This window comes from Novosphingobium sp. PhB57, from assembly GCF_004342985.1.
In the GTDB taxonomy this organism is placed as follows: domain Bacteria; phylum Pseudomonadota; class Alphaproteobacteria; order Sphingomonadales; family Sphingomonadaceae; genus Novosphingobium.
The window spans coordinates 345,892-363,482 of record NZ_SMBO01000005.1; the positions used below are offsets into that span (position 1 = coordinate 345,892).

The following is a 17,591-nucleotide window of genomic DNA, read 5'->3' on the forward strand; positions in this document are numbered from 1 at the left end:
GGATCCTCAGGCGATTTCGAGAGTGGTGGTCTTGAGATCGGCGCTGCTGGCGCCGACCAGGATATCGAACAGGCCGGGTTCGACGACTTCGCGCATATCCTCGTTCCAGAGGCTGAAATCGTCAGGGCCGAGCGTGAATTCGATCCTGCGCGTCTCGCCGGGCTTCAGCGTGACGCGGCGGAAACCGCGCAGTTCCATGACCGGGCGGGTTACACTCGCGGCCTGATCGTGGACATAGAGCTGCACCACTTCATCACCAGCGCGCTGGCCGGTGTTGGTCACGTCGACAGAGACGGTGACATTGCCCGAGAGGCCGATGCGCGGCGCCGAAAGGCTGGGCGCGCCCACGGTGAAGGTGGTGTAGCTGAGGCCGAAGCCGAACGGATAGAGCGGCGCCGTCTCGGTGAAGAGATAGCCGCGCTTGGCCGAGGGCTTGTGGTTGTAGAAGAAGGGCACCTGCCCCACGTCCTTGACCACGGTGACCGGCAGCTTGGCACCGGGATTGACGTCTCCGAACAGCGCCTCGGCCATGGCGGTGCCGCCTTCCTGGCCGAGATACCAGCATTCGAGGATCGCGTCGGCCTGCTCGGCCACGGTCGGCCATGAAGGCGGGCGGCCGTTGAGCGCGACGACGATCACCGGCTTGCCGGTCGCCTTGAGCGCGCGGAACAGTTCGTTCTGCTCGCCCACGAGGTCGAGGTCGGTACGGTCGCCGAGGTGGTTCTTCGCGTAACCTTCGCGGCTGGTCTGCTCGGTATCGCCGATGGCCAGCACGATCACGTCGCTGGCTTTCGCGACTTCGGCCGCCTCGGCAATCAGGGCGCGGTTCTTGGCGGGGTCAGCCAGCAGCACTTCGTTGGCCGAACGGTCCTCGCTTTTCGTGATGAACACGCCTTGCGCGAAGACCACTTCGGCCTTGCCAGCAACGCGCGCCTTGATGCCTTCGACGAGGTTCACGCTGGAACGCGGCTCGGACGAATAGCCGCCGAGGCGCGTGACATTGGCGTTCGGCCCGATCACGGCGATGCGCTTCTGCGCGCCTGCCGCCAGTGGCAGGACGCCGCTATTCTTGAGCAGGCAGATCGACTTGCGCGCCGCTTCCAGCGCCAGCGCGCGGGCTTCGGCATTGGCGGTGAGCTTTGCGGAAGCCTTGGGATCGACCGGCCCGGCCTCGAACATGCCCGCGCGGAACTTCAGCGTCAGCATGTGGCGGCAGGCGGTATCGACGGCGGCAAGCGGCACCAGCCCCTTGCGGACCTGATCGGCCAGGGTGCGATAGGCCTCGCCGTCGGGCAGGTCGCAATCGACGCCCGCGTGAAGGGCAAGGCGCGCCGCGCCCTGGATATCGGCGGCAAGGTGGTGGAAGCTCGCCAGTTCGCCGATCGCGGCATAGTCGCTGACGATGGCGCCGTCGAAGCCCCATTCGCCGCGCAGCACGTCGTTCAGCAGCCAGCGATTGGCGTGGCTGGGGATGCCGTCGATCTCGTTGTAGGAAGGCATGACCGCGGCGATGCCGGTGCGGCGCACCACTTCGCGGAACGGCGGGAAGAAGCTGTCGTAAAGCTCGCGCTTGCCGAGCGGGGCCGGGGCGACGTTGTTGCCCGCCTCGGGCTGGCCGTGGCCGGTCATGTGCTTGAGCGTGGCGAAGACTTTGCCCTCGGCCAGTTCCTTGCCTTCGCCCTGCAGGCCGCGCACGGCGGCGACGCCCATTTCTCCGCAGAGATAGGGGTCTTCCCCGAAGGTTTCCTCGATACGGCCCCAGCGCGGGTCGCGAGCGATGTCCACCACCGGCGACAGCGCCAGGGTGGAACCGTGCGCGCGCACTTCGCGGCCGATCACCGACTGCACGCGCTCCACCAGTTCAGGGTCGAAGCTGCCGGCCATGGCGATGGCCTGCGGGAAGCTGGTGGCCTCAGGCGCCATGTAGCCGTGAAGCGATTCCTCGTGGAACAGCACGGGAATGCCGAGGCGGGTCTGCTCGCGCGCCCACTTCTGGGTGGCATTGACGAAAGCGATGGTATCGGCGGGCTTGCGCCAGCGGCCGGTGACGTCGGTGCCGGTATTGTTGGCCGTGGCCGCGCCGCCCCGGTCGGACGGGCGCGCGATCTGGCCAATGCCCTCGGGATGGTTCTTGCTGGCCAGCGCCGGATCGAAAGCGCGCGATTCGTCCATGATCTCGCGCTTGCGGGTGGAGAGGGTGACGAGCTGGGCCACCTTCTCGTCCAGCGTCATGCGGGCCATCAGGTCCTTGACGCGAAGGTCCACCGGGACCTTGGGATCCTTGTAAAGCGGGGTGGCGGCACGCGCGGAAACCGGCAGGAAGGCCAGCATCGAGGCACCCGCGCCCCAGCGCAGCAGTTCGCGGCGTTTCACCTGGGCAGCGATCATGATACCGCAACCACGCGCAAACGGCGCGTTTGCGCATGCGTCAGACAAACCGGAAAAATCATATTTCTCCCCTGCATCCCCTTGAACCGCGTTGGGTTCATTTCCCAATCGGACGGCAAACACTGTTGCCTGCCCTGAACTTTGTGTGTTAGCGGTATCATGCGCGACAATGAACGAGCTTGTCAATGGCATCGCGGCGCTAATTAATCCGGCCACAGGGCCATGATCTGGGACACAGGGGAGGATGATGAAGAAGCGGCTTCTGACGATTGGCGTATGCCTTGCGGCGCTGGGCTTCGCTGGCACGCCTGCCTTTGCAAACGATGGCTACGACCTCTGGCTGGCCCCTGCGGCCAATCCGGCACTGCAAGCGAGCGAAATCCGCGTGATCGGCCAGTCCGAAACGCTGGACCGCGCCGCCGGCGAACTGCGCCGCGACCTGACCGCCGCGCCGCTTCCCGTGGTCCTGGCCAGGGCCGACGATCCCGCCCTTTCCGCTCTGCGCCTGCCCACGGCGGCCCTGGGCGAGGAAGGCTATCTGGTGCGCGCCGCCACGCTGGATGGCCGCAAGTCACTGGTCGTCACCGGCAGGACCGACCGAGCCGTGCTCTACGGCGCCTTCGCGCTGATCCGCGCGCAGAAGACCGGCGCCGATCTGGCCGCGATCGACCTCCAGTCCGCCCCGAAGATCGGGCTGCGCGTGCTCAATCACTGGGACAATCTCGACGGCTCGGTGGAGCGCGGCTACGCGGGCCAGTCGCTGTGGGACTGGTGGACCCTGCCGGACTTCAAGGATCCCCGCTACACCGACTATGCTCGCGCCAATGCGGCGCTCGGCATCAACGGCGTGGTCCTCAACAACGTCAACGCCAAGCCCGAAAGCCTGACCGCGCCTTATATCGCCAAGGCCAAGGCGCTGGCCGAAGTGTTCCGGCCCTGGGGCATCAAGGTCTACCTCTCGGCCCGCTTCTCCGCGCCGATCGAAATTGGCCATCTCAAGAGCGCCGACCCGCTCGACCCCGAAGTCCAGGCCTGGTGGAAGGCCAAGACCGACGAGATCTATGCCGCGATCCCCGATTTCGGCGGTTTCCTGGTCAAGGCCAACAGCGAAGGCCAGCCCGGCCCGCGCGACTATCACCGCAGCCATGCCGAAGGCGCCAACATGCTGGCCGCCGCCGTCGCCCCGCATAACGGCATCGTCATGTGGCGCGCCTTCGTCTATGCCGAAACCGACCCGGACGACCGCGCCAAGCAGGCCTATACCGAATTCAAGCCGCTCGATGGCAAGTTCGCGGACAACGTGCTGGTGCAGGTCAAGAACGGCGCCATCGACTTCCAGCCGCGCGAACCGTTCCATCCGCTGTTCGGCGCCATGCCGAAGACGCCGATGATGCTGGAACTCCAGATCACCAAGGAATACCTCGGCTTCGCCACCCACCTCGCCTACCTCGGCCCCTTGTTCGAGGAAGTGCTGGAGGCCGACACCCGTGCGAAGGGTAAGGGATCGACCGTGGCCAAAGTGGTCGACGGTTCGCTCTACGGCCACCGCTTGAGCGGCATTGCCGGCGTCGCCAATGTCGGGCGCGACCGGGACTGGTCGGGCTCCACCTTCAACCAGGCCAACTGGTACGCTTTCGGCCGCCTCGCCTGGGATCCGACGCTTTCGGCGGACACGATCGCCCGCGAATGGGCACAGCAGACCTTCGGCAACGATCCGCGCGTGGTCGATACGGCGGTGAAGATGATGATGGCCTCGCGCGAGGCGGTGGTCGACTATACCGGCCCGCTCGGGCTCGCGCACGTCATGGGCACCGGCCACCACTACGGCCCCGGCCCTTGGATCAGCAACCTCGCGCGGCCCGAATGGAACCCGGTCTACTACCACAAGGCCGACAAGGACGGCATCGGCTTCGATCGCACGAAGACCGGCAGCAACGCGGTTGCGCAGTACGAGCCGGCCGTGGCGAAGATGCTGGCCGATCCGCGCACGACACCGGAAAGCGAACTGCTCTGGTTCCACCACTTGCCGTGGGACTGGAAGATGAAGTCCGGCCGCACGCTGTGGAACGAGATGGTGGCGCACTACGATCGCGGCGTGGCCACCGTCGCGCAGATGGAAGCGGACTGGCAGGGCGTGAAGGGCCAGGTCGATGCCGAGCGCTGGCAGAAGACCGCCAGCTACCTCAAGATCCAGCATAACGAGGCCAGGTGGTGGCGCGATGCCAGCCTGGCCTACTGGATGTCGATCAACGGACTGCCCCTGCCGGCCGGATCCCCGGCGCCCGAGCACGACCTGGCCTGGTACGAGGCGCAGGACTTCCCGCTCGCCCCCGGGCATCCTCACTGAGCCGGACGCTGGACAAGGCATCGATTTTACGCTCGATGGTTGCGCTACCAACGTAACTTGTGGTGTTAGCGAACATTCCCCGGCGCTCTTCGTGAGCGCCGGGGCTCCGCCAGGGAACCAGATGAGCAGCACCACCCGAGGTCCGCGCAAGCAGCGCACCAGCGCCAAGATCGACGACGTCGCGCGTCTGGCCGGCGTCTCGCCGATGACGGTCAGCCGCGTGATCAACAAGGGCGCCAACGTCCGCGAGGAAACCCGCCGCAAGGTGGAGGCCGCCATCGCGGAGCTGAACTATGCCCCCAGCACGGCCGCGCGCGCGCTGGCGGGGGGCGAGGACTTGCGGATCGGCCTGCTCCATTCCAACCCCAGCTTCGCCTATCTCAGCGAATTCCTGGTCGGCGCCCTGGAGGAGACCAGCGCCGCCCATGCCCAGCTTCTGGTCAAGCCCTGCAACGAGGAAGGCGGCGAGGGCGGCGGTGAGGCGAAGGCCGTGGCGCAATTGCTGCGCACCCGAATCGACGGCGTGATCCTGCCGCCGCCGCTCAGCGATTCCCCGGCCGTGCTGGAAGCGCTCAAGGATGCCGACGTGCCGGTGGTGGCAGTCGCCACGGGCCGGGCGCCGGAATGGGCGCTCTCGGTCAGCATCGACGACCGCGAGGCGGCTTTCACGATGACGCATCACCTGGCCGCGCTGGGGCATCGCCGGATCGGCTTCGTGACCGGCCACCCGAACCAGACCGCCAGCGCCGAGCGCCTCGACGGCTACCGCGAGGCGCTTTCCGCGCTCAACCTGCCCTTCGATCCCGCGCTGGTGGCGCAGGGCTACTTCACCTATCGCTCGGGGCTGGAAGCGGCAGGGCGATTGCTGGACCTCGACAGTCCGCCCACCGCGATCTTCGCCTCCAACGACGACATGGCCGCCGCCGCCATCACCGTGGCCCATCGCCGCGGGCTGGACGTGCCGCGCCAGCTCACCGTCTGCGGCTACGACGATACCGCGCTGGCCGTCTCGGTCTGGCCCGAACTGACCACGATCCGCCAGCCGACCACCGAGATGGCGCGCCGCGCCGTGCGGCTGCTGATCGGCGAAATCCGCGCGCGCAGCGCGGGCACACCCACCGTGGAGCATCCCCATGTCGTGGCCGAGTTCACGCTGATCCGCCGGGATTCCGACGCCAGCCCTGGCGCCTGAGCCCGCCTGGCGTGCCTTGCCCGGCGCGCCTTGCCGGCGTGCCTCGCCGACGTGCCTCGCCGACGTGCCTCGCGACGCGTCGAAGCGTCCCTTTGTCTTCATCCCTCCCCTTCGTCATTGCGAGCGTAGCGAAGCAATCCAGAGTCGCGCAGAGCCGCCCTGGATTGCTTCGCTACGCTCGCAATGACGAAGTTTGGGGGGAGGTGAGGTGACGCGCGGTGAAGTGAAGTGGTAGAGGCCGCCGCGTGAGCCCGCGAGCGCCTTGGCCATAAGCCGTGAGGACGGGGGGCAAGGGCTATCCAGCCCCTGCCCCCGATCCGTCAGCCTTCCATTTCTTCCAGTTCGCGGCCCTTGGTCTCGTTGACCATGGCGCGGACGAAGAAGAACGACACGGCCGCGAAGAAGGCATAGCCGGTGTAGGTGACGGCCAGGCCCGGGCTGACGGCCAGCGCCGGGAAGCTCACCGAGACGGCGGCATTGGCGATCCACTGCGCGAAGCCCGCCACCGCCAGGCCGGAGCCGCGGATCTGGTTGGGGAACATCTCGCCCAGCATGACCCACATGATCGGGCCCCAGCTCATATTGAAGAAGATCACGTAGAGGTTGGCAGCGACCAGCGCGATCACGCCGTTGTTGCCGGGCAGCGAAACGGCGCCGTCCGCGCCGGTGACGGCGGTGGAGAAGGCATAGGCCACGGTTGCCAGCGTGACCGCCATGCCCGCCGAGCCGATCAGCAGCAGCGGCTTGCGGCCGATGCGGTCCACCAGCGCGATCGTGGCGAGGCAGGCGCCGATCGAGAGCACGCCGGAAAGGATGTTGGTCTGGAGCGCATAGTCTTCCGAGAAGCCGACGGCCTCCCACAAGGTGGCGCCGTAGTAGAACACCACGTTGATGCCGACGAGCTGCTGGAACACGGCCAGGCCGATGCCTGCCCAGACGATCGGGCGCACGCGGCCGCTGGCCTTGTCGATCAGGTCGGAGAGCTTGGGCTTGTGGTGGTCCGCGGCCAGGCTGGCGCGAATCTCGGCAACCTTGCGGTCCGCCTCGGCCGTGCCGAACAGCTTGGTCAGCACGGCATGGGCGCGGGGCTCCTGGCCCTTGACCACCAGATAGCGCGGGCTCTCGGGGATGATGAGCAGCGCGAAGAAGTAGATCGCGGCGGGGATCGACTGCAGCCAGAACATCCAGCGCCAGGCCGGAAGGTCGAGCCAGAGCGATTCCGTGGAACCGCCCGCATAGCGCGCGAGCGCGAAGTTGGCGACGAAGGCGCCGGTGAGACCGGAGATGATCATCACCTGCTGCACGCTCGACAGACGGCCGCGAATGGCGGCGGGCGTCACTTCCGAGATATAGACCGGCGAAATGACGCTGGCCGCGCCGACGCCGAGGCCGCCGACGATGCGCGCGAGGATGAAGATGACCGAGGAACCGGCCGCGCCGGCCACGAGGGCGCTGATGAAGAAAAGTACGGCGGCGAGCATCATCACGCCGCGGCGGCCGATGATGTCGGCCATGCGGCCGGCGGCGAAAGCACCGATCGACGAACCGACCAGGATCGCACCGACATTGAAGCCGATGCCCAGCTTGCCAAGGTCGAAGGCGGCTTCAAGCCCCTTCTGGGTGCCGTTGATAACGCCGGAATCGTAGCCGAACATGAAACCGCCGATCGTGGCGACGGCCACGATAGCGATGATGAACGCCATGTTGATCCGGCTTTCCGAACCAATCGCTGGCCCAGTCTGCGCCGCAGTCATTCCTCTTTCCCCTTCATCGTGATGCGCGATGTTATTTTTGGCGCCCGAAAAATGTTGCCGGGACTTTGCTGTTGGCGGACTTAGCTGTTGGCGGGGTAAACCGGCAAGCCGGAAACGCCCGGATCGAAGGCAAAAACGTTGCCTGCAAACGGCTGTTGTTCCAGTTCGGCGGGGGACAGGCCCTTGCGTGCCGTGGTGGCATAGGCAGTGCGCAGGTCCGGGCCTCCGAACGCGATCTTGGTGATGTTGGCGACCGGGAATTTCACGGTGGCCATCAGCTTGCCCGCGGGGTCGTAGCGCCGCACGCCCCAGCCGCCGAACAGGCCGGTCCAGAGGCAGCCCTCGGCATCGATCACGCAGCCGTCGGGCCAGCCTGCACCGTCCTCGATGGTGACGAACGGTTCGGCCTGGCCAAGCGCGCCGTCTTCATTGACGGCGACGCGCCAGATCGTCTTGCCCAGCGTATCGGTGTGCCAGAGCGTGCGCCCGTCCGCGCTGATCGCAGGGCCGTTGGTGATGACCACCTCGGGCAGGCCGGCATGGACGCAGTGCCCCCGGTCGAGCCGGTAGAGCGCGCCCGAAGCCTCGGTCTCCGCGTCATGCATCGACCCCAGCCAGATGCGCCCGGCCGGATCGGTGGCGGCATCGTTGAGCCGGTTGTCCGGACGGCTCGGCTCGGGATCGTGGAGCAGCGTGAAGGCGCCGGTGTCCGGGCTGAAACGGTGCAGCCCGGTCTTGACGCCGACGATCATGTCGCCCCGCTCGGTCGGCAGCGCCCAGCCGATCTGGTCGGGTGCATGCCACATGTCGAGCATGCCGGTGGCGGGATCGTGCCGGTAGAGCCGGTGTTCCTTGATATCGACGAACCACAGGCGGTCGCCGGTCCAGACCGGCCCCTCGCCCAGCGTGGCGCCGATGGAGAGGACGGATTCCGGCGTCACGTCAGCGCCACCCGGCATCGACGAAGTAGTCGTGCCCGGTGCACATAGCGCCGTCGTCCGAGGCCAGGAACAGGCAGAGCGCGGCGACGTCGGCAGGCTGGATGCGCGCCTTGAGGCACTGCGCGGCCATGATCTCGGCCTCGCCCTCGGGCGTGTACCACTGCTTCTGGCGCGGGGTATCGACATTGCCCGGCACGATCGTGTTGACGCGGATATTGTCCGCGCCCAGATCGCGCGCCATCGCGCGGGTCATGCCTTCCACGGCCGCCTTGGCGGTCTGGTAGAGCACGAGGTCGGGCAGGCCGAGGTGCCAGCTGATCGAACCGAAGTTCAGGATCACGCCGCCGCCTTGCGCCTTCATGCCCGGAACCACCGCCTGCGCCGCGAAGAACTGGTGGCGCAGATTGGTGGCCATGCGCTCGTCCCAATAGGCGGGCGTCACGTCGTCGATCGTGTGGCGATCGTCGTTGGCGGCATTGTTGAGCAGCACGTCCACGCCGCCCAGCAGGCCCGAAAGCTCGGCCACGGTGGCGGCGGTGGCATCCAGGTCGCGAAGGTCGCACGTGCGGAAATGCGTGCCCGGCAGCGAGGCGGAGAGCGCCTCGCCGGCTGCGGCATTGATGTCCACGAAGGCGACCTGGGCGCCCTGGGCCACGAATGCCTCGACCAGGCCAGCGCCGATGCCGGTGCCGCCCCCGGTGATGAGGACGCGCTTGCCCTTGAGGCTGGGATAGATGGCGGAGTGGTTTGTCATGGTTCGGGTCTTCAAGCCTTGAGCGATCCGGCGGTCAGGAGGCCGCGCGCGAGCAGGTTGGCGTAGAGCGCCGCAATGCCGCTCTTCCACGGCGCGGCATCGCGCGAGGTGACGACGCGGTTCTGGAGCTGGCCCAGCTTGTCGCTCTCGATGGTGACGACGTCGCCGACTTTGTGGGTGAAGCCGCGGCCTTCCTCGTCGCGGTCCTGCACGGGCGCGAAGAGCGTGCCGAGGAACAGCACGAAGCCGTCCGGGTACTGGTGCTCGCTCAGCGTCTGGCGCACGAGGTCCAGCGGATCGCGGCTGATTTCCGCCATGTTGCTGGTGCCGCGCAGCACAAACTGGTCCTCGCCGGTGATCGAGAGGCGCACTTCGGCGACGCGCACGTCATCGATGGTGAAGCTCTCGTCGAAAATGCGGACGAGCGGGCCGAGCGAGCAGGAGGCGTTGTTGTCCTTCGCCTTGCCCAGCAGCAGGGCCGAGCGGCCCTCGAAATCGCGTAAGTTGACGTCGTTGCCCAGCGTGGCGCCCACGGCCTGGCCGTCGCTGCCGACGAGCAGGGCGATTTCGGGCTCGGGGTTGTTCCAGCTGGAATCCGAACGCACGCCGATCTCGGCGCCGACGCCCATGGTGGAAAGCACCGGCGACTTGGTGAAGACTTCGGCATCGGGACCGATGGCGACTTCGAGGTACTGCGACCAGAGGCCGTCCTCGATCAGCGCGGCCTTGAGCTGCGCGGCGCTTTCGGAGCCGGGCACGACCGAGCGGATCTGGCCGCCGATGCGCGCTTCCAGGCGTTCGCGAATGGCAGCGGCAGCGCTCCAGTCACCGCGCGCGCGCTCTTCGATCACGCGCTCGATGGCGGAAGTGGCGAAAGTGACGCCGCAGGCCTTCACGCACTGGAGGTCGACCGGGGAGAGCAGGTTCACCGCCTCTGCGTCGAACGCGCCGAGGTTCTTGCCGCCCTGACCGGAGAAATCGCCGGCCTCGACCAGCGCCGAAACGGTGGGGGCCACGGCGGACATGTCGATCAGTTCGCCGCGAACGACGAGGATCGGGCTCGGCCCTTCGCCGAAATCGGCACGGCCCAGGAAGGTACCGGCAGTCCAGTCGGCAGGCATCAACGACATGCAGTATCGGGATTCGTCACGATTTCCCCCTCCCATGTTTCTTACAGTGATAGCGCTACCAATTGGCAGATCGGCAGGCGTTGTCAAGACCGATTGCGCGCGGGGCCGGGTGCGCCGAAGCCGCCCTGGGCCCGGCGGCGCGGGGGCAGGCTGCATCCTCGGGCCGGGCTCGGGCGTTCAACCGTTCTGGAACGCTGATGCGAGGATGGTGCGACGTGACGGAAATTCGCTCTGGAGCCGGGATCCTGGCCACGCCGCCGCCCGACGAACCTTTCGCCAACGAGCACGATCAGGCGACATGGCTGGAGGCGGCGCGGCGCATCGCCGCCATTGCCGAGGCCGATCTCTCGGACCAGCCCGGCTGGATGACGCTGCGCGGCAGCGGCGAGCGCTTCTTCGTGCCGCGCGACACCCTGCTGGTGCCAGAGGCGCACGCCTTGGGCATTACCCGCGATTCGCAGTTCTTCGGCGGCGCCGTGCCCGCCCGCTTCGTGGCCACCAAGGCGATCAGTCATGGGCTGGTCTCTCCCGATGCCCGCGCGCCGGAAGGCTGGTGCGCGGCGCTCGCGGCCAGCCTGGGAGACGCGGTGCTGCGCGGCTATACCGCCTTTGCCGTGGAAGACGCCCGCCGCGCCGGGCGCCTGATGCTGCCAGAGGGCGCGGTGCGGCTCAAGGAAGTAGAGGCCACCAGCGGGCAGGGCCAGACGGTCGTGTCCACCCCGGCGGAACTGGACGCGGCACTGGCGGAAATCGATCCGGCGCGGCTGGAAAGCGACGGACTGGTGATCGAGGAGAACCTGGCCGAAGTCGAGACCTTCAGCGTCGGCGTGGTGGCGCTGCCCGGTGGCTCGCTCGCCTATTGGGGCATGCAGCGGCTGACACGCAACAATACCGGGGACGTCGCCTATGGCGGATCGCAGCTTCATGTGGTGCGGGGCGGGTTCGCGGACCTGGGCCGCGAACTTCTCCGCCATGACCGGGCCGAGGCCGTGGCCAAGGCCCATGCCTACGACGAGGCCGTTTTCGCGGCCTATCCCGGCCTCTTCGCCTCGCGCCGCAATTACGACGTCGCCGAAGGGCGGGCCGCCGACGGCACCACCCGCATCGGCGTGCTGGAGCAAAGCTGGCGGATCGGCGGCGCGACCGGCGCGGAAATCGCCGCTTTCGAATATCTGCAGGCCCATCCCGAACGCGCCGGGGTGACGTGTGCCACCGTCGAGATCTACGGAGCGGTCGACGCCGCCCCGCCCGGCGCGGCGGTGTACTACAGCGGCGTGGACCCGGTGGCCGGTCCGCTGACCAAGTACGCCGAAATCCTCGACTGATCCTGCTGAACGGCCCTGCCCAACGAGAGGGTGCCCAACGAATGGTGAACGCATGAAATCCGCCCGTCCCGTCACCCTGACCGTCGCCGACGAAACCATCGACGGCACGGTCCTCACCCCGGCCAAGCTCACCCCCGGGGTGCTGTTCATCCACGGCTGGGGCGGCTGCCAGGAGCAGGATCTGGTCCGCGCCGAGGAGATCGCCCAGCTCGGCTGCATCTGCTTCACCTTCGACTTGCGCGGCCATGCCCGCCACGACGACCAGCGGGACAGCGTCACCCGTTCGGACGGTCTGGCCGACGTGCTGGCCGCCTACGATTTCCTGGCCCGGCAGGAGGGGATCGACGCGTCCGCCATCGCCGTGGTCGGCACCAGTTATGGCGGCTACCTCGCCGCCCTGCTCACCGCCGAGCGGCCGGTGTCCTGGCTGGCGCTGCGGGTGCCCGCGCTCTACCCGGACAGCCACTGGGACGTGCCCAAGGCCCTGCTCGACCGCGCCGAGATCGACCGCTACCGCAGCCATTTCCGCACCGGCCATCAGGACCGCGCCCTCGCCGCCTGCGAGCGCTTCGCCGGCGACGTGCTGATCGTGGAATCGGAATTCGACGACTACGTCCCGCACCCGGCGATCAGCTCCTACATGGCGGCGTTCCGCAACAGCCGCTCGCTGAGCTACCGCGTGCTCAAGGGCGCAGACCATGCGCTGAAGGACGAGAGCCAGCGCAAGGGCTACAACAACCTGCTGATCGCCTGGATCGAGGAAATGGTGCGCGGCGTGCGGCGTCCGACATGACCTGACCAACATGGATCAAGCGCCGCCGCATCTGGCCCGGCCCGCCGAACGGTACGTCGCACACCGCCCTGCCCCTGAAACCGCAGGCTGCCTGCCACGTTGGCTCAGGACGGACGGGACATGACAAGACGAGGAGCGAACCGATGGCCGACATCGAGGAAATGATCCATGAAGACGCCCTGCCCGGCCATGAGAGCCAGCTCGAACCCAAGCCCGAGTGGCAGCCCCGCTATCCCGGTTCGGACCGGCTGAAAGACAAAGTGGCCGTCGTTACCGGCGCTGACAGCGGCATCGGCCGCGCGGTGGCCGCGCTCTTTGCGCGCGAGGGCGCGAACGTGGCGATCGTCTACCTGCTGGAGGATGACGATGCCGCCGAAACCAAGCGGATCGTCGAGGCGGAGGGCCGCCGCGCCATCACCATCCGTGCCGACGTGGGCTCTCCCGATGCCTGCGAACTGGCGATCCGCCAGACGGTCGAGACCTTCGGCCGGATCGACGTCCTGGTGAACAATGCGGGCGAGCAGCACCCCGACAAGGACATCACCGACATTTCCGAAGACCAGCTTCGCCGCACGTTCCAGACCAACATCTTCGGCATGTTCTTCATGACCCAGGCCGCCCGGCCGCATCTGGAGCCCGGCGCCAGCATCATCAACTGCACCAGCGTGACGATGTACAAGGGCAGCAAGGAACTGCTCGACTACAGCGCCACCAAGGGCGCGATCACCGCCTTCACCCGCTCGCTGTCGGAAAACCTCGTGGCCGAGGGCATTCGCGTCAACGCCGTGGCGCCCGGCCCGATCTGGACCCCGCTCAACCCCTGCGGCGGCGCCAGCCCGGAAAAGGTCGAGCATTTCGGCGAGGATACCCCCATGGGCCGCCCCGGCCAGCCCAATGAAGTGGCGCCCTCGTTCCTGTTCCTGGCCTGCGAGGATGCCAGCTACATGAGCGGGCAGGTGCTGCATCCCAATGGCGGGATCATCGTGGGCAGTTGAGGTCGGCAGGAAGGAGCGCGGGTGCGGCCCGCCCTCCTTCCGTCCCTGCCTGGCGCCGCTAGAACGCGATGTCGAAAGTGAACCGCCGGTCCTCCAGCGCGCGCGTTACCGTCCAGCCTTGCGCGGTTTCGCTCAGCGCATAGCTGCCCCGCGCGAAAAGCTCGGGATCGGCCTTGCGCTCTGCCAGCAGTTGCCGGGTGAGAGCGAGCTTGCGCGCGGAAAGATCGTCCTGGGTTCCGCCATCACCGCCGCCGTCCCAGTCTATCGCACGGCGATTGTCGGGATCGGTGAGCGCCACCGCGGTCCACTCGGTGCCCTGATAGATGTCGGGAATACCCGGCGCCGTCAGCTGGAATGCCGCCTGAGCCAGAATCGCGCCCTCCCGCGCCGCGCGAAAGGCAGGTTCGGCGTCCTCGGGCCAGTAGGCCGGGTTCTCCAGATTCTGCAGCAGCGCGGTGCAGAGCGCGGCGGCGCGGCTTTCGGCGTCTTCGTCAGGCGCTTCGTGACGGGAGAGGTCCTTGGCCTCGCGAAGGGCCTTGGCCATGTGATCGGTGATGCGGCGCTCGGCATCGGGCACCCCGCGCATGGCCAGCGCCGTCTGCACCGCATAGATGCCCCAGCCTTCCGGCAGTCCGTCCTGCGCCGCCCGGCTTCGCGCGTCCTCGTAGAAGGTGCGCGCAAGATCGGGAAAGCGGGCGAGGGCGATGACAGCCGCGCGCGCATCGGCGGAGCGTTTGGTGTCGTGGGTGGAAAGGGCATCGAGAGCCAGCGGCGTCCGTTCGGCACGGGCCTGCATGCGCCGGGCGAACGTAGCGGTGCCGATCGGCGCGAGGTCCGGTTCTCCGCCCACTTCGCAGAACGGCAGGTAGGATACGGCGCGGAAGAACACCGTGTCTTCCTCCGACTTGGCCGTGAGCGCGCCGGTCAGCTGCTCGAACCGGGCCGCGAAGTTGCGGGCGGCATCGCTGCCGTTCGCCGCGCCCAGCAAGTCCAGCAGAGGCCCGGTCAGATCGTCCCGCAGGGCCTCCAGCGCCGGATCGAACGGCAGGCCGTCAGCGCTGTAGGAGCGGTAGACCGGCCAGGCGAGCGCCAGTCCCGCCACGGCCCCGGCCAGCCTGGAGCCCTGGCTGCGCGGCGCGGCAAGGGCGCTCATCGCCGCCTCGGTGACGCGGCGCAGTTCGGGCGAGAGCGCGCCGGACAGCAATTCGCTGCGGACGGCGCGCACTTCGGCCAGAGTATCGGCCGGCACGGCGCCCGCGGCCGCCTCGCGCATGGCGGACAGGCCGGGAGCGGAAGTGAGGAGCTGCGTCACCGGCGCCATGAATTCGTAGCCGCTCATGCCCTCTATCGGCCAGGCAGCGGGGATTTCCTCGTGCTCCTTGACGATCTTCTCCACCCAGACGGGCACGCTGCCCACGGCATCGCGCAGGCGGCGCAGATAGCTGCCGGGGCGGGCCAGCCCGTCTATATGGTCGACCCGCAGGCCCTGGATGCGCCCGGCGCGTACCTGTTCGGCGATCCAGCGGTGCGTGAGGCTGAACACCCCGGCATCCTCCTGAAGCACGCCGATCAGGCTGGTGATGTTGAAGAACCGGCGGTGGATGATCGCCTCGGCCGTCTCGCGCCAGTCTCCCACCGACCACCACTGCTCCGAGAGCAGGGCCGCCAGGGTCGGCGCATCCAGGCCGCCTTCCTCGACCAGACGCCGGGCCAGCGGCGTCTCGCGCAAGGGATAGGGCTGGCCGTAGATCGCCAGCGCCGGGTCCTGCACGGTGCCCGTCACGGCGATCTCGCCGGCATCGAGAACGTCCTCGACCATGCCGTCCAGCACCGGGAAGTGCAGCGGGCCCTTGTCCCAGTCGATGTCGAACACCCGCGCGAACTGGCTGCCCCGGCCGTGGCGCATGATGTCCGCGATCCAGGGGTTTTCCGGCGTGAAGGCCATGTGGTTGGGCACGATGTCCAGCACCACGCCGATGCCCGCCGCACGCGCGGCGTCGCAGAGCGCCACGAACGCCGCCTCGCCGCCGAGCACGGGATCCACGGCATTGGGATCGATCACGTCGTAGCCGTGGGTGGAGCCGGAGGCCGCCCGGAACAGCGGCGAGAGGTAGAGGTGGCTCACGCCCAGCTCCACCAGCCACGGCAGCAGCGCGCGCGCCTGCTCCAACCCCACGCCGCCGCGCAGTTGCAGGCGGTAAGTGGCGATCCATGCGGGCGGGAAGCTCATGTATGTCGATCCGGAAGAAGAGCGGCGGAAAAGGCGAAGGGGCTGTCAGGGCCGGTCAGCACCAGCAGGGGATCGCCGTGCGGCGTGAACGGTGCATCACCCAGGCAGGCACGCAGCGAGAGATGTGCCTCGCCGAAGTTCCAGACGGCTTCGATCGCCGCGCCCTCGCGCCGGACGGCGGCGATGGGCGCCGGGTTCGCCGCCAGCAGCGGCATCACATGAGCGCGGCGCAGGGAGAGCAGTTCGCTCAGGAACCGTTCGTGCTCCCGCTGCTCCTGGCGCCGCGGACGGCCGATCCGGGAGGCCGCGAACGTCCCGGGCGAGATCGGGTCGGGCACTTCGCCGCCGAACGCCTTGAACTGCGCGAATTCCGCGGCACGGCCCTTGCGCACGGCTTCGGCAAGGTCGCCGGTGAAGTCCGCGAAGAACAGGAAAGGCGCATCGGTCAGGAACTCGTCGCCCATGAAGATCATCGGCACGAAGGGCGCGAGCATGGTCAGCGCACTCGTCACGCGCAGCGCCGTGCGGTCCGCCACCAGTTGGTGCAGCCGCTCGCCCCGCGCGCGGTTGCCGACCTGGTCGTGATTGCCCAGGAAGTTCACGAAAGCCGTGCGCGGCAGCGCGCCGGAAGGCTCTCCGCGCCGCGTCTTGGCGGCCGGGCGCTGCTGGCCCTGTTCGACATAGCCGTCACGTAGCGCCGTCTCGATATCGGCCAGCGGATCGACCGCGAAAGGCGCGTAATAGGCCTCGTCCTCGCCGGTCAGCAGGCAATGGACGGCATGGTGCCAGTCGTCGTTCCAGGTCGCGTCGAAAGGTGCATCCGGCGCGAAATAGCGCGCCAGGTTGCGCTCGTCCTCGGTAACGAGGTGGATCGGCCGCCCCCAGTCGGCGGCGCGCACCCGCTCTCCCAGTTCGTCAAGGAAGTGCCGGTCGGAATGGTCCTCGATGGCATGGACCGCATCGAGCCGCAGCCCGTCGAGCCGATATTCGGTCAGCCAGTAAAGCGCGTTCTCCAGGAAATAGTCGCGCACCGCCGGGGTCTCATAGGCAATGCCCTGCCCCCAGGGCGAGCTGCGCTCGGCATGGAAGAACGAGGGGCACCAGGCCGACAGGTAATTTCCCGAGGGGCCGAGGTGGTTGTAGACCACGTCCAGCAGCACGCCCATGCCCAGCCCATGCGCCGCATCCACGAAGCGCCGGAAATCGTCGGGCGATCCATAGGCATTGTGCGGTGCATAAGGCAGCACCCCGTCGTAGCCCCAGCCGTGCCGCCCGTCGAACTGCGCCACCGGCAGCAGTTCCACCAGGGTCACGCCCAGATCGCGCAGGCGCGGCAGCGCCCTGGCCGCGGCGGCGAAAGTGCCTTCCTCGGTGAACGTGCCCAGATGCAGTTCGTAGACCGCCGCTTCGCTCCACGGCAGGCCGTCCCAGTCGTTCTGCCAGTCGAATTCCTGCGGATCGACCAGCAGCGAGGGCCCATGCACATCGCCTTCCTGCGCCCGCGCCGCCGGGTCGGGATAAGCCGTGCCGTCGACATGGAAGCGATAGCTTTCGCCCGGCGCCGCGGCGGCCTCTATGCTCCACCAGCCGTCCGCCTCATTCTCCAGCGGGATCAGGCCCGCCGCCAGCGCCACCGAGACGCCTTGCGCGTCGGGCGCCCAGAGGCTGAAGCACCAGCGGCCGTCGTGAAGCGGCTCCGCGCCCCAGGACTTCGCGAAACGGGCCGAAGCCGGCAGCGGCAT

At 68.0% G+C, this 17,591-nt stretch carries 12 protein-coding genes; 5 read left to right on the forward strand and 7 right to left on the reverse strand.

The genetic code is table 11. The features are described from left to right. Positions 1-6: 6 nt before the first annotated feature. Complete coding sequence (locus EDF58_RS16875) at positions 7-2,388, reverse strand: glycoside hydrolase family 3 N-terminal domain-containing protein (protein ID WP_132267650.1); 2,382 nt, start codon at positions 2,386-2,388, stop codon at positions 7-9. A 247-nt stretch (positions 2,389-2,635) separates the two neighbouring features. On the opposite strand from EDF58_RS16875, the gene EDF58_RS16880 reads away from it, so the two are divergent. Continuing rightward, positions 2,636-4,735, forward strand: coding sequence for an alpha-glucuronidase family glycosyl hydrolase (locus EDF58_RS16880; RefSeq protein ID WP_132267652.1), 2,100 nt, complete (start codon positions 2,636-2,638; stop codon positions 4,733-4,735). Between the two features lie 121 nt (positions 4,736-4,856). After that, on the forward strand, positions 4,857-5,927 hold the full coding sequence (locus tag EDF58_RS16885; RefSeq protein ID WP_132267653.1) for a LacI family DNA-binding transcriptional regulator: 1,071 nt from the start codon (positions 4,857-4,859) through the stop codon (positions 5,925-5,927). A gap of 320 nt (positions 5,928-6,247) precedes the next feature. Here the strand turns inward: EDF58_RS16885 and EDF58_RS16890 are convergent, their stop codons facing one another. Genes EDF58_RS16890 through EDF58_RS16905 form a run of 4 tightly spaced genes read right to left on the reverse strand, consistent with a single transcriptional unit; the run spans position 6,248 to position 10,506 of the window. After that, positions 6,248-7,711: a sugar porter family MFS transporter gene (locus EDF58_RS16890; protein ID WP_279388331.1), complete on the reverse strand. Its 1,464-nt coding sequence runs from the start codon at positions 7,709-7,711 to the stop codon at positions 6,248-6,250. A 50-nt stretch (positions 7,712-7,761) separates the two neighbouring features. Then, complete coding sequence (locus EDF58_RS16895; RefSeq protein WP_132267657.1) at positions 7,762-8,640, reverse strand: SMP-30/gluconolactonase/LRE family protein; 879 nt, start codon at positions 8,638-8,640, stop codon at positions 7,762-7,764. Continuing rightward, a complete protein-coding gene (locus EDF58_RS16900; RefSeq protein WP_132267658.1) occupies positions 8,624-9,376 on the reverse strand; it encodes an SDR family oxidoreductase in 753 nt (250 codons plus the stop codon). Before EDF58_RS16900 ends, EDF58_RS16895 begins: the two co-directional genes overlap by 17 nt. Before the next feature lie 11 nt (positions 9,377-9,387). Then, entirely contained in the window at positions 9,388-10,506 is a 1,119-nt protein-coding gene (locus EDF58_RS16905) for a fumarylacetoacetate hydrolase family protein (protein ID WP_132267660.1), read from the reverse strand. Between the two features lie 215 nt (positions 10,507-10,721). Here EDF58_RS16905 and EDF58_RS16910 point away from each other — a divergent pair, with 215 nt between their 5' ends. From EDF58_RS16910 to EDF58_RS16920, 3 genes are all read left to right on the forward strand, one after another. Next, on the forward strand, positions 10,722-11,831 hold the full coding sequence (locus tag EDF58_RS16910) for a DUF3182 family protein (RefSeq protein WP_165921460.1): 1,110 nt from the start codon (positions 10,722-10,724) through the stop codon (positions 11,829-11,831). A gap of 52 nt (positions 11,832-11,883) precedes the next feature. Next, positions 11,884-12,624 carry an alpha/beta fold hydrolase gene (locus EDF58_RS16915; protein ID WP_132267663.1) on the forward strand — a complete coding sequence of 247 codons (741 nt, stop codon included), beginning with the start codon at positions 11,884-11,886 and terminating at the stop codon, positions 12,622-12,624. Positions 12,625-12,767: 143 nt separating this feature from the next. Continuing rightward, positions 12,768-13,619 (forward strand): SDR family oxidoreductase, encoded by an 852-nt coding sequence (locus EDF58_RS16920; protein WP_132267664.1) that lies wholly within the window; start codon positions 12,768-12,770, stop codon positions 13,617-13,619. Between the two features lie 58 nt (positions 13,620-13,677). Here the strand turns inward: EDF58_RS16920 and treY are convergent, their stop codons facing one another. Both treY and treZ read right to left on the reverse strand, forming a co-directional pair. Further along, positions 13,678-15,849: a malto-oligosyltrehalose synthase gene (gene treY, locus EDF58_RS16925; RefSeq protein ID WP_132267666.1), complete on the reverse strand. Its 2,172-nt coding sequence runs from the start codon at positions 15,847-15,849 to the stop codon at positions 13,678-13,680. After that, entirely contained in the window at positions 15,846-17,591 is a 1,746-nt protein-coding gene (gene treZ, locus EDF58_RS16930) for a malto-oligosyltrehalose trehalohydrolase (protein ID WP_132267668.1), read from the reverse strand. The genes treY and treZ overlap by 4 nt, the downstream gene beginning before the upstream one ends.